The organism is Bartonella chomelii (assembly GCF_014138465.1).
Lineage (GTDB): Bacteria > Pseudomonadota > Alphaproteobacteria > Rhizobiales > Rhizobiaceae > Bartonella > Bartonella schoenbuchensis.
In genome coordinates, this window is sequence record NZ_JACJIR010000010.1 from 1 (window position 1) to 19,457 (window position 19,457).

The 19,457-nt window shown below is 34.8% G+C and carries 13 protein-coding genes and 2 tRNA genes; 4 read left to right on the plus strand and 11 right to left on the minus strand.

The features are described from left to right. On the plus strand, positions 1-1,276 hold a 1,276-nt coding region (locus GGR10_RS06260; RefSeq protein ID WP_182480384.1), incomplete at its 5' end, for a hypothetical protein. A gap of 286 nt (positions 1,277-1,562) precedes the next feature. Here GGR10_RS06260 and GGR10_RS06265 read toward each other — a convergent pair. The 6 genes from GGR10_RS06265 to GGR10_RS06290 all read right to left on the minus strand — a co-directional run bounded on the left by GGR10_RS06265 (position 1,563) and on the right by GGR10_RS06290 (position 5,958). Continuing rightward, positions 1,563-1,910, minus strand: coding sequence for a hypothetical protein (locus GGR10_RS06265; protein WP_182480385.1), 348 nt, complete (start codon positions 1,908-1,910; stop codon positions 1,563-1,565). Between the two features lie 238 nt (positions 1,911-2,148). Continuing rightward, positions 2,149-2,222, minus strand: a tRNA-Gln gene (locus GGR10_RS06270). Positions 2,223-2,288: 66 nt separating this feature from the next. After that, positions 2,289-3,047: an iron ABC transporter ATP-binding protein gene (locus tag GGR10_RS06275; RefSeq protein WP_182480386.1), complete on the minus strand. Its 759-nt coding sequence runs from the start codon at positions 3,045-3,047 to the stop codon at positions 2,289-2,291. Continuing rightward, on the minus strand, positions 3,044-3,994 hold the full coding sequence (locus tag GGR10_RS06280) for an iron chelate uptake ABC transporter family permease subunit (RefSeq protein ID WP_182480387.1): 951 nt from the start codon (positions 3,992-3,994) through the stop codon (positions 3,044-3,046). The genes GGR10_RS06275 and GGR10_RS06280 overlap by 4 nt, the downstream gene beginning before the upstream one ends. Further along, positions 3,987-4,943 carry an ABC transporter permease gene (locus tag GGR10_RS06285; protein ID WP_182480388.1) on the minus strand — a complete coding sequence of 319 codons (957 nt, stop codon included), beginning with the start codon at positions 4,941-4,943 and terminating at the stop codon, positions 3,987-3,989. The genes GGR10_RS06280 and GGR10_RS06285 overlap by 8 nt, the downstream gene beginning before the upstream one ends. Positions 4,944-5,037: 94 nt before the next feature. Beyond that, complete coding sequence (locus tag GGR10_RS06290) at positions 5,038-5,958, minus strand: siderophore ABC transporter substrate-binding protein (protein ID WP_182480389.1); 921 nt, start codon at positions 5,956-5,958, stop codon at positions 5,038-5,040. 185 nt (positions 5,959-6,143) lie between these two features. Between GGR10_RS06290 and GGR10_RS06295 the strand changes: the two genes are divergently transcribed. Then, complete coding sequence (locus GGR10_RS06295; protein ID WP_182480390.1) at positions 6,144-8,789, plus strand: autotransporter outer membrane beta-barrel domain-containing protein; 2,646 nt, start codon at positions 6,144-6,146, stop codon at positions 8,787-8,789. 263 nt (positions 8,790-9,052) lie between these two features. Here the strand turns inward: GGR10_RS06295 and GGR10_RS06300 are convergent, their stop codons facing one another. Genes GGR10_RS06300 through GGR10_RS06315 form a run of 4 tightly spaced genes read right to left on the minus strand, consistent with a single transcriptional unit; the run spans position 9,053 to position 12,406 of the window. Then, positions 9,053-9,607 (minus strand): biotin transporter BioY, encoded by a 555-nt coding sequence (locus tag GGR10_RS06300; RefSeq protein WP_182480391.1) that lies wholly within the window; start codon positions 9,605-9,607, stop codon positions 9,053-9,055. After that, positions 9,607-10,260, minus strand: coding sequence for an energy-coupling factor transporter transmembrane component T family protein (locus tag GGR10_RS06305; protein WP_182480392.1), 654 nt, complete (start codon positions 10,258-10,260; stop codon positions 9,607-9,609). The genes GGR10_RS06300 and GGR10_RS06305 overlap by 1 nt, the downstream gene beginning before the upstream one ends. Continuing rightward, positions 10,257-10,937, minus strand: coding sequence for an energy-coupling factor ABC transporter ATP-binding protein (locus GGR10_RS06310; protein ID WP_182480393.1), 681 nt, complete (start codon positions 10,935-10,937; stop codon positions 10,257-10,259). Before GGR10_RS06310 ends, GGR10_RS06305 begins: the two co-directional genes overlap by 4 nt. 41 nt (positions 10,938-10,978) lie before the next feature. Further along, the gene (locus GGR10_RS06315; RefSeq protein ID WP_182480394.1) at positions 10,979-12,406 is read right to left on the minus strand and encodes an amino acid permease; all 1,428 of its coding nucleotides are present in this window, start codon (positions 12,404-12,406) and stop codon (positions 10,979-10,981) included. 1,179 nt (positions 12,407-13,585) lie between these two features. On the opposite strand from GGR10_RS06315, the gene GGR10_RS06320 reads away from it, so the two are divergent. Next, positions 13,586-13,661: transfer RNA gene (locus GGR10_RS06320), tRNA-Thr, on the plus strand. 1,771 nt (positions 13,662-15,432) lie between these two features. Further along, on the plus strand, positions 15,433-16,530 hold the full coding sequence (locus GGR10_RS06325) for an outer membrane beta-barrel protein (RefSeq protein WP_182480395.1): 1,098 nt from the start codon (positions 15,433-15,435) through the stop codon (positions 16,528-16,530). Positions 16,531-17,347: 817 nt separating this feature from the next. On the opposite strand, the gene GGR10_RS06330 is transcribed toward GGR10_RS06325, so the two are convergent. Next, the gene (locus GGR10_RS06330) at positions 17,348-18,133 is read right to left on the minus strand and encodes an N-acetylmuramoyl-L-alanine amidase (protein WP_182480396.1); all 786 of its coding nucleotides are present in this window, start codon (positions 18,131-18,133) and stop codon (positions 17,348-17,350) included. Positions 18,134-19,457 lie beyond the last annotated feature (1,324 nt).

The window sequence follows — 19,457 nt, forward strand, 5'->3', positions numbered from 1 at the left end:
TGTTTGTTTATGTGTTCTCTCGACAGCTGTTCTGGCTGGTCTGGCTCTTAGTACAGCTCAAGAGGTTTATGCTCAATCACAGAATTGTAATGGGGGGGTTGCTGGTCCTGGGAGTAGTAATGGGGGTGGTGGGGATGGGAGTGAGGGGCGAATCGAGTGTGATGGGAGTAGTGGTGGGGGTAGGACGAAGAATCTGAGTGATATAAGAAATATAAATATGGGTACGGATTCTGGTGAGCCTGCTGTGAAGGTGTACAATGGGGCAGATATTACGATAAGTAGTGAACCGCTGACGATTACAGGTGATAGTAGTAGTAGTCCGGCGATTAAGGTGTACCAGCAAGGGAAGCTGACGGTGATGAATGTCACTGCTACAGATGTATATAAGGGGATAGTGGCTGATGGTGAAGGGTCTTCTGTTATTGTGAATCGGGGGAAGATTGAGGTGAAGGATGGGGGTGCTGTGATTGAGGTGAATGGGACGGGGGATGTGACGTTGGTTAAGGGGGTTACGGTTACGGGAGGGGGAAGTGGTGGGAGGATACATGCGGTGGGGATGGTGTTTAAGGGGAGTGGGAAGAGTACTGTGATGTTGGGGGGTACGAGTTTTCAGAATGTCAAGACGGGGGTGAGTGTGGAGGGGAGTGGGGGGAATGCTACTGTGATGGGGGTAGGGGCGACGATTAATTTAGCAAATGGGGGGACGGGGATTACGATGCAGAAACAGGGGTGGGCTACTGTGATGAATATGACGATTACGGGAAGTGGGGGGAAGGTTACAGGGGTGGAGGTGAATATGACGGATGGGAATGTGACGTTGAATATGGTGAAGTTGACAAATATGCAAACGGGGGCGAGGGTGACAAGTGGGAAGTTAAAGGTGACTGGGGGGGAGATTGAGGGAAATGGGAGTGGCACGGGGGTGAATGTGGGGGGTGGGACGTTTGAGATGACTGGGGGGTCGATTACGGGATTGGGGAGTGGGAGGATGGGGGTGAATATGGGGGGTGGGACGGTGAGGTTGAATGGAGAGGTGAGGATTACGGGGTTCACGACGGGGGTGAGGGTGACGAAGGGGACGTTTAAGATGACTGGGGGGGAGATTGAGGGGAAGGGGAGAGATGGGGTGGGGGTGAGTATGACGGGTGGGACGGTGACGTTGGAGGGAGGGGTGAAGATTTCAAGGGTTGGAACGGGGGTGAGGGTGATGGGAGGAAAGGCTCTGTTAGAAAAGGTGATGGCTGAGGGAAAAGAAAGGAGTACGGCGGTGTATTGAATTAATATTATGCCAAGAATTTTGTGATGGACAATTCTTGTTATATTTTTTACTCGAGTGTTTTTACGCTCATGTTTAGAAAGAAGTGAAATTATATATAATTTGATTATGTAACAGAAATATAAATACCGCTACACATTACTAACGGCTAGATTATAATCAGTGAAGCTATATTTGTATTTTGCATCACGTTAATAAAAAAACATTATGTTTAACAATTAAATCAGAATTTCACAAACTTACTTTAGCGTTATTATGAGTGCTGATCTAAACTTTACGAATCTATTTAATTATTAGTTACTCTTTCTACTACTCTTGTTGCTTCATAGAATCCTTCTTGTTCTATTACTGCACTTTGCTGAGTTGATTGCTTTTTATGTTTTTCTAAAGAGAAAACGCGATCAATTTCTGTAACAAGTTTTGTCGTTTTCTGACTAATAAGCTCATTAATATGTGCCATCATATCGGAGATATTTGCAGAAAGGGGATAATGAGGCATAGGTTCAATAATAGGAATAGGTTTTGCCATTTTCTGTATTGGCTCGGCCCCATTTTTAGAGGCTTGCATTGTCTCTATCGTTGTTGAAGCCAACATTATAGAATGCATAGTAGAAGCAATAGTTTCTGGCTTCATTGTTGTATTCCCTCATTATTTACCCCATCATACCTAGATATATAGATATAATGTTTGTGAGATTATTATTGTCACTTTTTATAAAAGTGCCCTTTAGGTTAATAGATTTGTTTTATAAAATCAAGTATTTAAAAATCGCACTTTGAATTTAATAAAGAATTTAGTTTTTAGAGATAGAGAATTGTAGTTTTAATAAGCCTGAAAGAAAGACGCATAAATTAAAATCGTTAAATCAAAATGGCTGGGGAACCTGGATTCGAACCAAGATTAACGGAGTCAGAGTCCGCTGTTCTACCATTAAACTATTCCCCAATATGCAACTTTATTGTTTCTAGCAGATTTTAAAGTGTGTGCAAGTTTAAAAGAAGAATCTTAAAATTATTGATAATAGAGAGCTATGGGCACATTATTAATTGTTTTTACTTGAATATCCATATCATAAATCTCTTTGAGAATTTCTGGACGTATAATTTCTTTTGGTTTGCCACAATAAGCTGTTTTACCGTTTTTGAGTGCGACAATCATGTCTGAATAAGATGATGCAAAATTAATATCATGCATGACAAGAAGAATGGTTTTTTTTAGTTCATTGGCAGTACGGCGTAATTGCTTCATTATAGAAACGGAATGTTTCATATCAAGATTATTCAATGGTTCGTCTAATAATACATAATGAGTATCTTGGCAGATGACCATTGCAATAAAAGCTCGTTGACGCTGTCCTCCAGAAAGTTCATCTAAAAATCGTGTTTTTAGATCTTGTAAACCGAGATATCGGATAGCACTGTCAATGAACTGTTTATCTTCATTGTTATATCGACCTTTCGAATAAGGGTAGCGTCCAAAGCTCACTAAATCATATACGGTTAAACGGACGGATAAAGGATTATCTTGGCGCAAAAGTGAGAGTTTTTTAGCTAAAACATCATGGGGAGTTTTACAAATATCAAGACCATCGATGTTAATTATACCTTTATCACTTGGCAGAAGACCTCTTATCATCATTAAAAGAGTTGATTTTCCCGAACCATTGGGACCAATAAGAGAAATAATCCCCCCCTTTGGTAGATGAAGGCATAAATTATCAATAACCAATCTGGCTCCGTAAGTTTTGGAAAGATGATTGATTTCAATCATTTAAATTTTCCCTTCATCAACAAAGTTAAGAAAACAATACCACCACAACATTCAATAATAAAACTCAAACGTCCTCCCATATTTAAGAATTGTTCTAAGATAAATTGTCCACCAACCAAACAAATGATGGACAATAATATTGCAATTGGCACAACAACACTGTGTTTTGCCTGAGGTGATAATTCATAAGCCAAGTTAGCCACTAACAATCCAAAAAATGTAACTGGCCCAACAAGTGCTGTCGAAATGGATACAAGGATAAAAACAAAAATGAGAATAACTGTAGCACTTTTGCGGTAATCAACTCCAAGATTAAGAGCAGCTTCATGCCCGAGAGCAAGAACATCAAGCAAATAATGCAAACGCCAACCAATCAAGCTAATGATGAGGACAATGATTGTAGAAAAGCTTACTAATGATGTATTTAATTTATTAAAATTCGCAAACATGATGTCAGTTAAATTCATCATTTGATCTGGGTTGAGTTGTAATTGCATAAACATACGCAAGCTGAAAAAAAATCCACCTAAAACAACACCGATTAATAAAGTAAGATGAAATCCTCTAAAGTTTCCTGAAAATAGAAAGTGAAAAAGACTTATTGAAAAAACAATTAAAATAAGTGCTTCAAAAAGAAATTGTCCTTCTTCGTTCAAAAAGGGTAAAGAAAGAGAACCAAGATAATAAAGGGTAGCAGTTTTAATTAAAATATAAAGTTGATCAAACCCCATAATAGAGGGAGTAAGAAGACGATTATTAACAATTGTCTGAAATAAAACAGTAGAAACAGCTATTGTATAAGCAATAAGAAGAAGAGAAACTAATTTTGTTAAACGAAATGTCCACGTATAAATAGTTATGTTCCATGTCATATAAAGGCTGCTTACAACACATGCTATGACAATAAGCGTTGTTAATACGAGAATAGTTGCTTTCTTTTTACCCAAAACGTTTTCTCCAGTGTAAAAGAAGCAAAATGAAAATAAAGCTGCCAATGACCCCCATCATTACGCTGATAGGAATTTCAAAAGAAGGGTGAATAATTCGCCCTAAAAGATCGCAAATTAGCACCATTCCTGCACCACTAATTGCTACCCAAGGAGCACTACGGTGCATATTGTCGCCTTTGTAACTTGAAACAAGATTTGGAACAATGAGTCCAACAAAGGGAATACGACCAACTGTGCAGATAACCACAGCAGTAATTAATGCAATGATAAAGAGCCCCCACAACATGACTGCACGATAATTAAGGCCAAGATTGTTGGTTAAATCTTCTCCAAGACCAGCCACTGTAAAGCGGTCGGCAGTAAAATAGGCAAGTATGCATAAAGGAAGGGATAACCATAACAGTTCGTATTTTCCATCAAGAATCATTGAAAAACTACCAAACAAATAAGCTTGAAGAGAAGGAAGTAGCATTTCATAATCGGCAATAGCGTTGGTTAAGGAACCAATAACATATCCCAGCATAATTCCTGTAAGTGGTACAATGAGGGTAGATTTTAAAGGGATCTGGCGTAATAAAAACATAAAGAGTAATGTGCCAGCCATGGCAAAAGTTGTAGCAACAACCATTTTTCCAAGAACAGGCATATTAGGAACAAAAATCATAACAAAAAGAATGCCAAGCGATGCAGATTCGACGGTTCCAGCAGTTGAAGGTTCAACAAAACGATTACGCGTAAAAAGTTGCATAATCATACCTGAGAGTGCAAGTGCCATGCCTGCTAAGAGCACTGCAGCTGTGCGGGGAATACGTGTTTGCCAGAGAAGAAGCCACGCATTCGGGTCTCCTGAAAATAGGCTAGAAGGTGTTACATCGGAATAACCAACAAAAATACTTACGACAGAAAGTAAAACAATAACTATTATGGCTATCCAGTAACTTTTCATACTGAACTTCCTTTAGGAAAAATGAAAATAGCAGAGGTTAAAACAACCTCCGCTATTAAATTTTATTTTTATGGTAAGCAAGTTATTTGTAAAATTATTTACTTTTTGCAAAAGCTTCGTTGAGTTGTTTTGCTGCTTCGTATAATCCGGTTAGACCACCACTTGCTCGATACCAGCTCCAAGAATCCAGATAGATGATCTGATTTTGTTTCCAAGCTGTTATACGGTGAATAAGTTGATTATCGAGAAGTTGTGCTGCAGATTGTCCTTCCCGCCCGATTGCAGCATCGCGATCAATAACCAATAACCAGTCAGGATTTGTATCGAAAATAAATTCAGGTGAAATGAGTTGTCCATGCTTTTGCACAATCAGTTTGTCTGTTGCAGGAGTAATTCCAAAACTAGAATGAAGGATATCAAAACGTGATCTAGGGCCCAAAGCACTTATTTTTCCACCAGAGGTCATAAGTATCAGCGCTCTGCCTTTCCCTTCGGTGTTTTTGCGAACTTTTGCTAATATTTCATTGAGTTTCTTGATTTCTTGTTTAGCTTCTTGTTCTTTGCCAAAAATTTTTCCAAGAATAGTAATATTGCGCTCGATGTCTTTAAGAGAGTTTTTATTTCCTACTGTCAAGTCAATAGTTGGGGCAATTTTTGATAAATCTTTATATTTGGATTGAGTACGTGAAGAGATGATAATAAGGTCAGGCTGAAAGGTAGCAATTTTTTCATAATTTGGTTCAAAAAAAGTACCAATTTTTTCATAACGTGCATCATCAAAATGTTGCAGATATACAGGCTTTTTACCTTCAGGAACACCCACTGTTACATTGATACCAAGGTGGTTCATATTATCAAGTGATGCAAGATCAAACACTACAACTTTTTTGGGAGAAGTGGAAATAGAAGTAGAACCTGAAGCATGCTCAATGGTTACATTTGCCCAAGAAAAAGTCGCAAAACTCATTATTGCAGTCAAAATAGACGCTACTCGTATTATATGTTTTGGAATCATTGTTTTATCCTTTTCCTTAAAAATACTAGAACCCATAATGAGACTTTTTTTACACACAATTAAAATAAAGCATACTACGTAAGGCACATTATGTTGTAAAACAGCTCAAAATATGTTATGGGCCCTTTCTTGGTTATTTAGTATTTTTATAAATTATTTCTATTTATTTCTGTCGGGATAATCAAATGGTGATCACAGTGCTTAAAGACCGTAGGTGTTTGTGTGTTTTTACAGTAAGTGTTCTTTGTTTTTTTCAAAATATAGATGTTAATGCAGCCCAACGTGCAGCCGAACGTGTACGTATCGTGTTACAACAAAGACAATCTTTACAAGAAAGAAAAGTTGATGCAAGAAGTGAGACTGTGATTATCACCAATGTAGGCTCCGAAAATCCTTCTCATGTTATATCTAAAATAATACAGGAAGCGAAAGTGGGTAGCAGACAACAACCGACGAGTATAATACAAAATACTCAGGTTGAAAATTCGCTCGAGCAGCTTAAGGTTGATAACGGTGGGATGATTGCAATAAGTGGCGGAGTAGTTTATGCAGAATCTTCTGGAATGAATGTGGCTGTTATATCAGCTAATACAGGTTCAAATATTAGTTTGGTTAGAACAGTTATTAACGTGCTGGGGGATCCTCAATTTAACGATCGTAATAGTGGTTTGTTTACTTCTTCTGCTGCCACAAGTACGATGAATAGTGGGTCGATTGAGTTTATAAATGGAACAGGTGTGAGATCGTTTTTAGGAGGAACTACTGATTTAGATGGAGTGGAAATTAGTGGGCATGGTAATAACACAGACAGTATGAAAAATAATATGGCTTTTCATGCAAGTCTTGGTGGTTGGATTAATTTTAAGAATGGTAATGTTGATGTTATTCGTGCACACGGTTTTTTAATTGACAATGCACCTTTTGATCCTGTTGCAAGGGGAGGTGCAGGTGCATCGTCTATAGAGCCTAGGATTAGTAAGATTAATGTTGAAAATTCAACCATCACAGTAAAAGGTGAAGCATCTTATGGTGTATTCTTCCACAAAAAACACATCCAAGAGAGAAGGCAACCAGGTGATTTTTTATCGGGGCTTGTTTTCTTTAAAAAAACAACTCTCCTTGTTCCAGATAATACGGCTATTTATAGTTATGGCACTGAAGGTTATATTGCCTTATCAAACTCAAAGATTTCTGGCGATTTATTATTAGAAGCTAAAAATGGATCTTCTGTAACAGTTATGGCTGATGCTTCTTTACTCAGTGGTGGTACTCGTGTTTTTGATGCAAATACTGGTGAACTTTATTTAACTAACGGTTCGAGATGGATTATAACAAGAAGTAAAACTCAAGATCCACAGTGGTCATCTGTTTCATTTGTGATGATTAAAGATAGTGCTATTGTTTTTGAAAGACCAACTTCAGACGATTATCAAACACTATATATTGGAAAAGGGTCAGGTGAGGCTTACAATGCAAAAGAGGGTGGTGCACAGATTTATCTTAATGTATCTTTGGAAGGTGGTAGTCGCTCGAGTGATCAAAAATCTGATCGAGTTTTGATTTATGGTGATGTTTCTGGAACCACTACGGTTCATGTGCTTGGTATGTCAGGTCATTTAAGAGAAAAAGTGAGTACGGATAAAAATGATCCGGGTATATCAATTATACAGGTTTCTGGAAAAGCAAAGCAAAATTCTTTTGTACTAGATTCTGATTATGTTGTGCTGCCTAATTTTCCTTATCAATATCATCTTATTGCATATGGTCCTGGCTCTGAATTTGGGAAAGCGGATCCTCGGCAAAGATTGGTTAAAGGTAAGGGAAATTTTTGGGATTTCCGTCTTGAAAATAAATATATCAAGTTTGGGGTTAAAGCAGTTGTTCCACAAGTTCCAACTTATCTGCTCTTGCCCAATGCTTTATTCTATGCTGGGTTGATGGATATCAACAATCAAACTGAGCTGTTAGGAACGATGGTGACATCGTTTGATCCATTTTTAAATGGAAAGCCGGCTTTTTTCGTACGTGGTTATGGTGGTAGTCACAACTACACTTCTGACTTGTCTACTTTAGAATATGGTTATGGTGGCAAGTTTGGTTATCACGCAATAGAGGCGGCTGCTCTTTTGAATAGGTTAGAGAGTGAACAGAGCAGTACATTTATTGGGGTTATAGGCACTTATGGTAAATTATCACTCCAACCTCAAAATGTTGAAAAAAGTAAGAAAAGCAATTTTGATCAGTGGTCTGTAACGGCTTATGCTAGTTTGCAGCATAATATGGGGTTTTATGTCAATGGTCTTTTATCATACGGTTTATCTCGAGGGGATGTAGAAACACTTGAACAAGGTAAAACAGCAACAATAACGGGTAAGCCACTGCGTGCAGCTTTGACAAGTGGTAAAGCTTTCTTGACTGGATATGAAGGCCTTGTTTTTGAGCCACAGATGCAGCTTATCTATCAATATTTGATGTTTAATTCCGCTCGAGATATTGGTGGTTTTAATATTAATATAGGATCTCCTAGCCAATTAACAACGCGTTTAGGTGGGCGTCTTACCAAAGCCCTTACTGAAATTGGAAAGGGGCGTTCGGTATCCTTTTATGGAAAGCTGCATCTTATGGGCAGCTTTGGAGGTAAGCAGTTTGTGCAATTCAAAGATACATTCCAATTAGGGGCGTTTGGTTCTTCTATGGAAGCAGGTGTGGGTGTGCAGGCTCAGTTGTCGTCTCAAATAGCTCTGCATGGTGATGTGGTTTATCAGCAAAAATTAACCAAAGCTGGTTTTTCGGGAAGTACTTTCTCAGGGGGGCTACGTTATCGTTTCTGATCTATATTAATGTTATATCAATAAGCTTTCTTGTTGGTGTTTTAATCCTTTGATAACGTAAAGTTACACATCGATCTTTTTTATTCAACGTAATGTTAATATCGCTTAACTTATTGATTAAAGCAGAATTTTAAAAAAGCATGAATAAAAGCGTAGTGGTAAGAGTAACTAAAATATACTTTTGAGGTAACTTTAACAGAGCTTTGATATATCTGTAGCTTTAAAGAAAAAGTTTTGCAAATACACCTAGCAATAAATATTAACTACTCTTCTTTTGAATGAATCAGAGGAACAGATTTTTTAATCGTAATGGCTATAGAAGATGCAATCAAAACTTTCAAAAAGTCGCCCATTAAAAAACCTAGTGAGCCCATCAAAGCTGCTAACAAAGAAACCTTAGTAACATAAGCTAACCACAATACTCCAAAAAGATGCACAATCCCAAAACCACCTATAATATTTATGATTACTAATGTTATAAAATTTAACCGCAGCCAAAGCAATTGGACCATAAAGCCAATAAAAAATGCAGCAATTGGAAAACCAATCAAATAGCCACCTGCCGCCCCTAAAAAGCTACCAATGCCTCCACGTCCGCCAGCTAATAAAGGTAGACCAATGGCAACAAGTAAGAGAAACAATACTGATGCTAAAGCCCCTCTTTTTGCTCCAAGTATAGACCCAGCTAACATTGGCCCCATAGACTGAGTGGTAATAGGAACCCCATTAAAAAAGGGGAGAAAAATAGGGGGAAAAAGACCTAAAATTGCATAAAGAGCAACAAATAAAGCAATATAAGCCAGATCTTTCGTATTCATCAAACTATTCTTTCAATATGAGTATTCCCATCATCCTTAGAAAGTGTATCATCAATATTACTATCATAAGAACGAGCTTCTAATGCTTCAGCAACCTCTGAAGCCATCCTTATTATTCGTATAATTACAGGTATTGCAAGAGCTATAATATTTGTATCCAATCCGCGTGCTTTTTGGGCTTCACGTACCTCATTGAATTTTTCACTAACAACTGGAATAAATCTGATTGCCATGGATAAAACCATACTCAATTTTGATGGATTAATACCAAAGCGTCGGAAAGGTTGAAGTCCTGATTCAATTGAATTCATCATATCAGAAACTTTGGTTGTAAATGAGATAAGTGATGCTAAAGGAATAAGAATGATAAAATGCAGTATAACTTCAAAACCCGTCAGCCAATTATTAAAAATAGCTTGAAAAATAAATATAAAAACTAAAAACAAGCTCATCAGTTTAAGCTGTCTTACCATATTGCTCAAAGGAATCTTAGCAATTCCATATAATAAAACCACTAATAATAAAAACAGGCACAAAATAGGTATAGATGAAACCATAGATATAATGGTCCCACATACAGTAAGGAAAAGTAATTTAACTCCTGGTGGAAGCTTGTGAATAAATGTATCCCTTGGAAGGTATAGACTGATCATGACATTTTCATCGTATATTCTTTGATAGCAACAAAAGGCACGTCATCAACAACTATTTCTCCTTTATCAAAGACTAATACTCTATCAAAATTTTTTAAAAATTCTAAATCATGCGATACAACAATTGCTGTTTGTGGCAATTCTTCTATAACTTGCGCAACTTTGCGTTTATTGCGTAAATCGAGTAAAGTTGTTGGTTCATCAAAAATGATATAGTCTGGTTTCATGACTATCACGCCTGAAATAGCGATTAATTGTTTTTGACCACCACTTAATAAATGCACTGCACGATTTTTGAAGTTCTGCAGATCATAACGCTGTAAGATTTCATCAACACGTTGCTTGATTTCTTCCTTACTTAATTTCAAATTTTTAAGGCCAAATGATAAATCCTCGTGCACCAATGGTAACACGATTTGATTATCAGGATTTTGAAAAACAAATCCTACTTTACGTTTTACTGCTTTTGCATCGCGTTTTGTATCCAGTCCATCAACGCTTACAAAACCACTTGATGGCAATTGTAAACCATTAATAAGGCGAACAAATGTACTTTTTCCAGAACCATTTGCACCAATAATTGCAATTCGTCTTTCAGTAAGCTGTACAGTGATATTTTTTAAAACACACAAATCACCAAAGACTTGTGTCACCTTATCAAATTTTATTATCCCCAATATCTATTCCAATCAATTCATTGATATTGCCTTTTTTAGAGTTATCGCTTCAATTTATACGCCAACAATAAAAGTAAACACCATATGGGAATGATAACAACTGCCAAACTCATATCAGGCATGTGTGCAGGGATGTATGATTCAATAAAGGTTTGTCTAATTCCCATCGTGTTAAAAAGTTGGATCATTAACCCATTTTCTCTAAAACCACTTGCAAACATAATGCCAAATAAAACTGCAAGAAAGCAAAGGCAAAGATAATTTGCGTAAGGATATAAACCAAATCCATAAACAAACGGATCTTTTTTGTCTTTATGCGCTTTTCGAAATTTCAAATGAACAACAATAATAATAGCCCAAGTAAGCGCTGCTGTTGCAGTCGTAATGCTCATAATATGGATAAAAATATTCTCTGGTATAAAGAAATTAATAATAACTATCACTGCAGTACAAACCGATGAAAAAAGAATGGCGATATAAGGAACACGAGCAGCATTCAATTTACTAAAGATGCGTGGTGCATTTTTTTGCGCAGCTAAACTATAAAGCATACGCCCATTGGAATACATGCTACTATTGTAAACTGAAATGGCAGCTATAATCACTACGAAATTCAGAATATGACCAGCTGCAGGAATGCCGATTGTTTCAAAAATAGCAACAAAAGGACTACTGCCTTTTCCAATCATATTCCATGGCATTATCATCATAATGACGCTAATAGAACCAACATAGAAAATAATAATCCGCCACATCACCTTACGAATGGCCGTTGGAATTGTTTTTTGTGGATTTTCAGCCTCTCCAGCAGCAACACCAATAAGCTCTATTCCCCCAAAAGAAAACATTACTATAGCAGTAGCTAGTGCAACCCCCATTGCCCCATAAGGAAAGAAACCACCATGATCCCAAAGATGATAAATGCTTGCTTGAGAGCCATTCATTCCAGTGACAATAAGAAAGATTCCGAAAACAATCATACCAACAACAGCAGCTATTTTGATAAAGGCTAAACCAAATTCAAATTCTCCATAAAGACGAACATCAATAAGATTAACCAATGTAACAAGTACAAGAACAATAAAAGCTGATTTCCAATGATCAATTAAGATCCAGTGGTCAAGATATAAACCAATGACTATAAGTTCAGTCATGCTAACAACAATATAAAGAAACCAATAATTCCAACCTGTGATAAAACCGGCCAAATGTCCCCAATATTTATAAGCAAAAAAACTAAAAGCACCTGAAGTTGGTTCTTCTGCTAACATTTCCCCTAACATTCGCATAATGAAATAGACAATCAATCCTCCAATAAGATAGCCTAAAATAATTGAAGGGCCAGCTAATTGAATAGCTTCTGTTGATCCGTAAAAAAGACCCGTTCCAATTACGCCTCCTAAAGCAATCATTTGAATGTGGCGACTTTGAAGACTACGCTTCAATTCATTGTTTTTTTCTTCAAGCATTATTATTTATTACTCTTGTGGTATTTAACTTTTATAAAAATAGCCCAATACTATAACTATTTCTGTTAACGCGTTATATGGATATTCCGTTAAAATAATAAAATCGGATAGGCTCCTTGTATTCTTTATTTGAATTAACAATATTCATATTGTCAATTTTGTCATATTGACTGTTATAATATCAATCGTTGATATTGATTTGATAGTGCACACTGTGCGAATGCATCATATGGGCTACAACACAGTTAGATCAAGTATTAGTGTAGATTATGAAAAGCTTCTTTAAAATCTATTATCTTTAAAACTACAAATTAAAATCCTCTATTTTTTAATATACGTACTATTTCATAATCACTATAGATCTATTAAGAAACGCTGAGTACTTATTCTGATTAATTTGAAAATATGAAGCTCTTTACAATTTTTATTCCCAATCCTTATTTATGGAAAACCTATACGGAAGGGTACCAAATACGCTGGAATGGTTAAATTGTCTATAACCATCATGAGGTTATTTCTAAAAAACTTCTTTGTGTTTTTGAAAATACTGTAATCTTCCATACAAACAATATATCCAAAAATGATATAATAGCTTATTTTTGTAAATGTGATATTTGTAAAGTAATAATAAGAATATAAACCTTGTAAAGATAATAAAATTCCCTTTAAAATGCATCAAATAAATATTTTTCACGATTATGTAAAAAATATACATGCTAATTTAAGTAAAAATAATTTAAAGTTTTTAATCGACGAAAATTTTGAAAAAATTTCATTCTTTTTAGGCTAAAAATTACTTTAAAGTATTAACTCTTTTAAATATTACATCTAGATTTTTTCATTTTAAAATGCTGAGATCAAGGGAGTTTTTTTCACTTTTAAAAACAGATATTTTTATACTTCATAAAAGCATTTAAACATTATTTTGCCACTTTAAAAGCATAATCTCTTTTTATATTTTAAAAAGTGGGGTGTAAATTGAGTAAAATAATTTGTTTGTGTTTTATGCTACCAAAAGCAAAAGATACGGCTTTATTACTAATTCCCGTAAATCTCCTTTTTCAATCCCAATAATGGCTGAGTCTTGTGAATTCTTATAAAAAATTTGCATACTTGCTTTTGCGCATACTTTTGGTTATTACCCTCGAACTGATTTTGATGATTAATGAATAAATCTATGCCGCATTAGCTCAGTTGGTAGAGCACATCATTCGTAATGATGGGGTCGCTGGTTCGAATCCGGCATGCGGCACCATTTTTCATCTTTAGCATATTGTAATATATAGATTTTTTCTTTAATTGATAATTTTAGCCCACCTTTTCAATCTACTTGTTATGGTTGATTACGGCTGATACAATTTTACTTAAAATTTTCATTTGCTCTGCATTTTTTTATGTGAAAGCCAGTATTTCTTTTTTGCTCTACTTTGACTGGTTTTATTTGAGTATGGTGCAAAAAATACCTTTTAATACCCAATTACCAGTGACCGCCTTAATACGCTGAAAGCTAAGCATGTTTGAGCTGATTTTGATCTTGTGACATATTTATTGCCATCATTAATATATTTCATAATCTCCTTATTTTTTACGAAAATTAGGTGAGAACTCTTAAGAGTAATCTTTCATATAATGTGAAGGGGCTGTATTAAAATTTGCGTTTATGCTTTGTTTAGTTCTACCAAAAAGGTATCAATAGTCTTACTTAATGTATTTTATCTGATTGATTATCTCACGCTATGAATGCGTTGAACCTTGGTGTTGATTAGTATGTGGACTACAATCGTGGTTCATGAAATTGTGTTTTTTGCACTTTGTGTGAATTATTTTTAAATTACATTGATAAGATAAATCAAAACTGCTGTTACTATTCTAATCATAAAACACTGGCGCGCTGGTTTGACCTTTATAAACATCTTATTATCAATCAGTTCATTAAAATTTTGAAAAATTAGAGATGCGTTTGTGAGAAAAGAAAAGTAGAATTATAGAGTTTCTTGTAACTTTAAAGAGATACCTTTGAAAGGATTATGCCTTCACTGTTGAGATGTGGAAAAATTTTTATAATAGAAAATGACAAGAAAGGCAGAAGGACTTGTTTGTTTTTATTGAGAGAGAATGAATGGCCAAATAACGCTTCATATCACTTTATATATTGACGATTTAATTTTGAAATAATGATAAGCTACTTGAATATCTAATAAAGTTAAAGAGAGCGCAAAACAATATTCATTCTAACGAATATGATAAGTAAGTTTTTCAGAGTTTTAAATAGTCCGATACTCTGTTGTTTTGTACTGAAGTACAAAAATATTGGAATACGACTAAAAAATTAATGTGACTGCTTTGTACACAAATAATAAGGCTTATAAAAGCGCTCTCCAAAATTATTAGGATAAAATCAAAAAAGGCCTTATGGATTGTCCAATCTTTACGATTAAAAACCTAATGAAACAGCACCAAAACAGTCAAATTATTTCTGTTATAAAAAATCATGATAAAAAAGTTAGTGTGCTTTAAAAGAGCAAATCCACAGAAATGTACAGTGAAGAATGTTATTGATTTTTACGCGATTTATGAATGACTCTATTTTAGTTTTCTATATCCTGTTGTGCAGAATTATGAAAATATTGAAGAAAAGGACTATAAAATTCTAATTAACATTATAAGGATAATAGAAAAGGCTTAATTTAAAACGTCGAAATGAAATTCTAAATACTATTAAATTGCAACAATTTTGATAGATTTTGGAAACTCCAAATCCTCTAAGAGTTTGGATTCATTATTGAAAACTTACTATTCTAGGTTTGAATGAACTTTGCTACTTGTGAAGGAAAATACACGAGATAAAATTGAGCTGTTAATAGGCTGGAGTCATTATCACGGATAATTAAAATAAGCGTCAAATTATTTTTTAATTCTACAAAGTTCACTTTTTTATGATTGCATCATTTTTATTGTAGCTTCTTTTGAAAAAATGTGCGAATAATATCCATTATGTGTTTTAAAAGTTATCTATGGAGGTGTTTATGAATACGAAATGTTTAATTGGCACGTCTATTTTCACCCTGTTTACAGCTTCTATGACACAAGCAGCAGATATTAGAATTCCTCGAGAGTCAAGACCAGTTGTTGCGCCTGTTGAAGCAAGTTCTGTTGTTTCACCAGTTGTTGCTGCGCCTATTTTCTCTTGGGATGGTTTTTATCTTGGAGGCCAGATTGGTGGTTTTTCGAGTAAAAGTGATCGGAGTCTATACGCTAAACAGGGATCTAGTAGAGAATGGGCACAGGTTGGGAAAGATGCATTGCCTCAACTTTCTGGTTTTATGGGAGGTCTTTATGCGGGAGCCAATGTTAGCCTCGGGAATAGTTTTGTTCTAGGTGTTGATACGGATATAGTCTGGTCTAATAAACAAGATACAAAAGTTATTGATAAGAGGGAGCATGAAATCCCAGAAATGGATGGGGTATATCTACAAGGACAAGAAGTAGGTGAGGTTCTTCTACAACAACACGAAATACCGGACATGGAGGTAGTTCTTCTACAAGAACAAGCGGCAAATGAAATTCCTCTGCAACGGGAAGGAAGTGGAGGGTTCTATGAGCTCTATGATAGTGATCAACATGGGCGGGGAGGGGAAGAAGGGCGTACAAGAAGATCACAACAAACTGGAGGAGAATTTTCACCATTTAGAGGGAGATCATCTCATGCTGGTAGCACAGAGACGATTCCAAGTGAGGCAGAAATAGAAAGACCTATTGAAGTTTATAGTCATACTTTAAGACAAAAATGGTCTGGTGCTACACGAATGCGTATAGGTTTTGTAGCTGATCGTATTATGCCTTATATCGCGGGTGGTGTTACTTATGCGCAACTTCAAGACATCTTTTCACGGTTAGTTGAGGTAGCGGGTAAGGAAATAAGCTCTTTTAATTTATCGGATGAAACAAAAATGATGGTGGGTTATACCCTTGGCGGTGGTATTGATTTTGCGATGGCTGATAACGTCATTTTGCGTGCAGAATATCGTTATTCAGATTTTGGTAAGCAGAAATTTTTTAAGGACAAATTGGAGCTTGATTACAAAACCAATGATTTTCGTGTTGGTGTGGCCTATAAATTCTAATGTGTTAAAAATTAATAATTCTAAAATTCAGTTTATGATAGGTTTTTATTGTTTTGAAGGTGTAACAAAGGGCGTGCTTTTTAGAGTAGCAAGAGTATTATTAAACAGGAATAATGTTGCCCTCAAATAAAGGGAAGGGGGAGTTTTTTAACTGTCCATTTCAGCTTATATATAGCATATTCTTTTGCGTGCTTTAATTGGAGAGTAATTAACAGTATAAACAGTTTGTATGTTACACTGTTAATTAGTGCATCAAAAGCGTAAATTAAGTTTAATATGATTTATTTGCGTATTTAACTTAAAAATGATATAAAAGCACTATCCAAATGAATATGAATTTGTTGTGAATATGAAGAGAATGTCGATTTTGGTGTTTATTTTTTTTGTTATTTCTAAACTGGTGCTGAACGACAAGCGTGCAGTGGATTTCTGAGATTATTTTGCTTTATCCAGCATAAATATTTTCTTTGGGTGGTGGTGTGTGCATTAAACTTCTGAAAAAATCTTTGGGAGATTAGTGTCAAGAAATTTTTATATTTTTTAGTCATCTTGATTAATAAAAGTGGATTTATCAGAAGTCCTTTTTCCTGTTTTTTACATTATTTTTATCAAGGATTTTACATATCATTACGCGATATTAAAGCTAAAAATAATAAAGCTATTCATAGTGTAAATTTTTGAATAGTTAAGGCGGAGTTCTGTTTATCGTGGTCGATTATGGTTACAGATAAATTTAGATGATCACAACGTATTTTAGTGTTAATAGAGTTTTAGATAGTCTTTGCAAATATAAGAAGTTACTGTTGATGAAAATGACTTAAACTACTGCGGTGGGGAAGTACTTATCTACCAAGGCATAAATAATTGCTGTTGTTTCGGCATCTAGAATTCCATTATAGTTCTCTTGGCGAAAATGAAGCTGAAATGCTCGAATTAGATTTTTATATCCGCATTTAGTTTTTGCAGTTGAGGTATCGTATCCATACTGCTTTAGTTTAGCAGCAACCTGTTTTTTTGCTTTTTCCAAGCATGTGTAATTACAAAACTCTTTTTGATAACAATTTTTTAATTCATCATCATACCATGCTCCTATACCTGCTTCATAAAGCTGTTTCCATGGGAAAGCTGCACCTGGATCATTTTTTCTTCCAATGGCAATATCACTATGACCAACGACATTAGTTGGCGTGATATCAGGATAACGTTGAAGAATATTCAATGCGAGTTCTTTAATTGCATCAATTTGTGTTGGGTTGTAAGGGGGGAATGTAAATACTTCATTTTCAGTGGTTGCTAGATTAACGATTTCAATTCCAATGGATGTATCATTCAGATTATTATGTTCACTCCATGAACTTACACCAGCGTGCCATGCACGTTCATGTTCATCAACTAAGTTAAAAATACGGATATCTTTAAAGCCGGCTTCAAGATAAGTTTTCTCTGAAGGATCAGGAACAAGATAGTGCGCACTAACTAAGGGGCCTGTAAGAAGAGCGATGGACGTTTCAAAATTAACCGCAGTGTAATGCATAACTAAAAAACGAACTCGACGATTAAAACTTTGTATAGCACGATAACTATTGTAATCAATTTTATACATAAACAATCCTCTTTAGAATTTATTTCTGCTTATACATTATAATAAAGCATATAGATTAATATTGGTGTTATTTGGAAAATTGTTTACGGTACAAAATTGGTACCCATTAGTGGACTATAACTAAAGATATTATACCATAAATTGAATATTTTCTTTTTTCTACTATAAAGAGTTTTTTAAAAGACAAGAACGTAATTTTTGAGAAAATATCTACTTTTAATTTTACTCTTTTCTTTAATAAAATTCACAAATTCAATTTCTGAAAAATACATTATGCGTAAAACAATTGTTTTTTAGAAATCATGAAGTTTAGACAGGAACTACACTATAAATGACCTATTACTTAATTATCATAAATATGATAAGTTCTACGGTATTAGATATTTTTCTAATATTACCCTGATATTCTAATAGATAGTTTATAATTCAGTATTCTATTTTTCACTTTGAGGGTATTAGAGCGTATTTTGGGAAGTTTGTTTGTTATAAGTTAAAACGTCTTTTAAATATCCGATTCGGAAATAATTACAATTCTCATTGTGATATAAAAGAGCAAAATCACAACGTCACCTTCCCACTCTCTTAAAACAATCAAATTCATTTTCAGAATATTTTATACAAAGCTAAACTTGCTTTTTAAGCAATTTTAATGAGTGTTATTTTAAATTAGGTCGTAAAATTTATTCTTTTATTTGATTTGCATTAACACAAAAACAATGTTAATAAAACACGAATTGTATAATGCTTTTTTAGTGATTAAAAACACATATGTTGTTATATACCCCTTACCATTTTACTTAAAACACAAAAAAAAATCAAGAAACATCCCTGCAACTTCAACACAATTAACCAACTATTCACACATTTCTACACTCCCTCCAAAAACTGCAAATAAAAAAACCTCCTCTATCTTCTCAATTTTACCACCAAAACACCTAATCTTCCAAACAAAACCACCCCAAATTCCAAAACAAACCCAAAATTTTTATCCCAAACTGTAACTTTGTTGCCACTTTACGAGCAATCCAAAATGAATTATACGTACAAAACTAAATATACCCTTTGACGTAAATAATCTTCAAAGGAAAGCTTATTTTTAAACATTTTATACTTAAAACTTAGGTGCTTTATGATTAAAAAATTCGCAATACAATATTTTAAAATTACCACAACAACACCCAACCTCATCTTAAAAACACACTCTATTTATTTATAAAGCCAATCCACCATTTACGTTTTAGGTGTGTTTTTTTCCCTTTTGTGTCTTGTAGTTTGTAGGTTTATTTTTTTGTTTTCATATGTGTGTTTAGGGTTGTATCTAAAG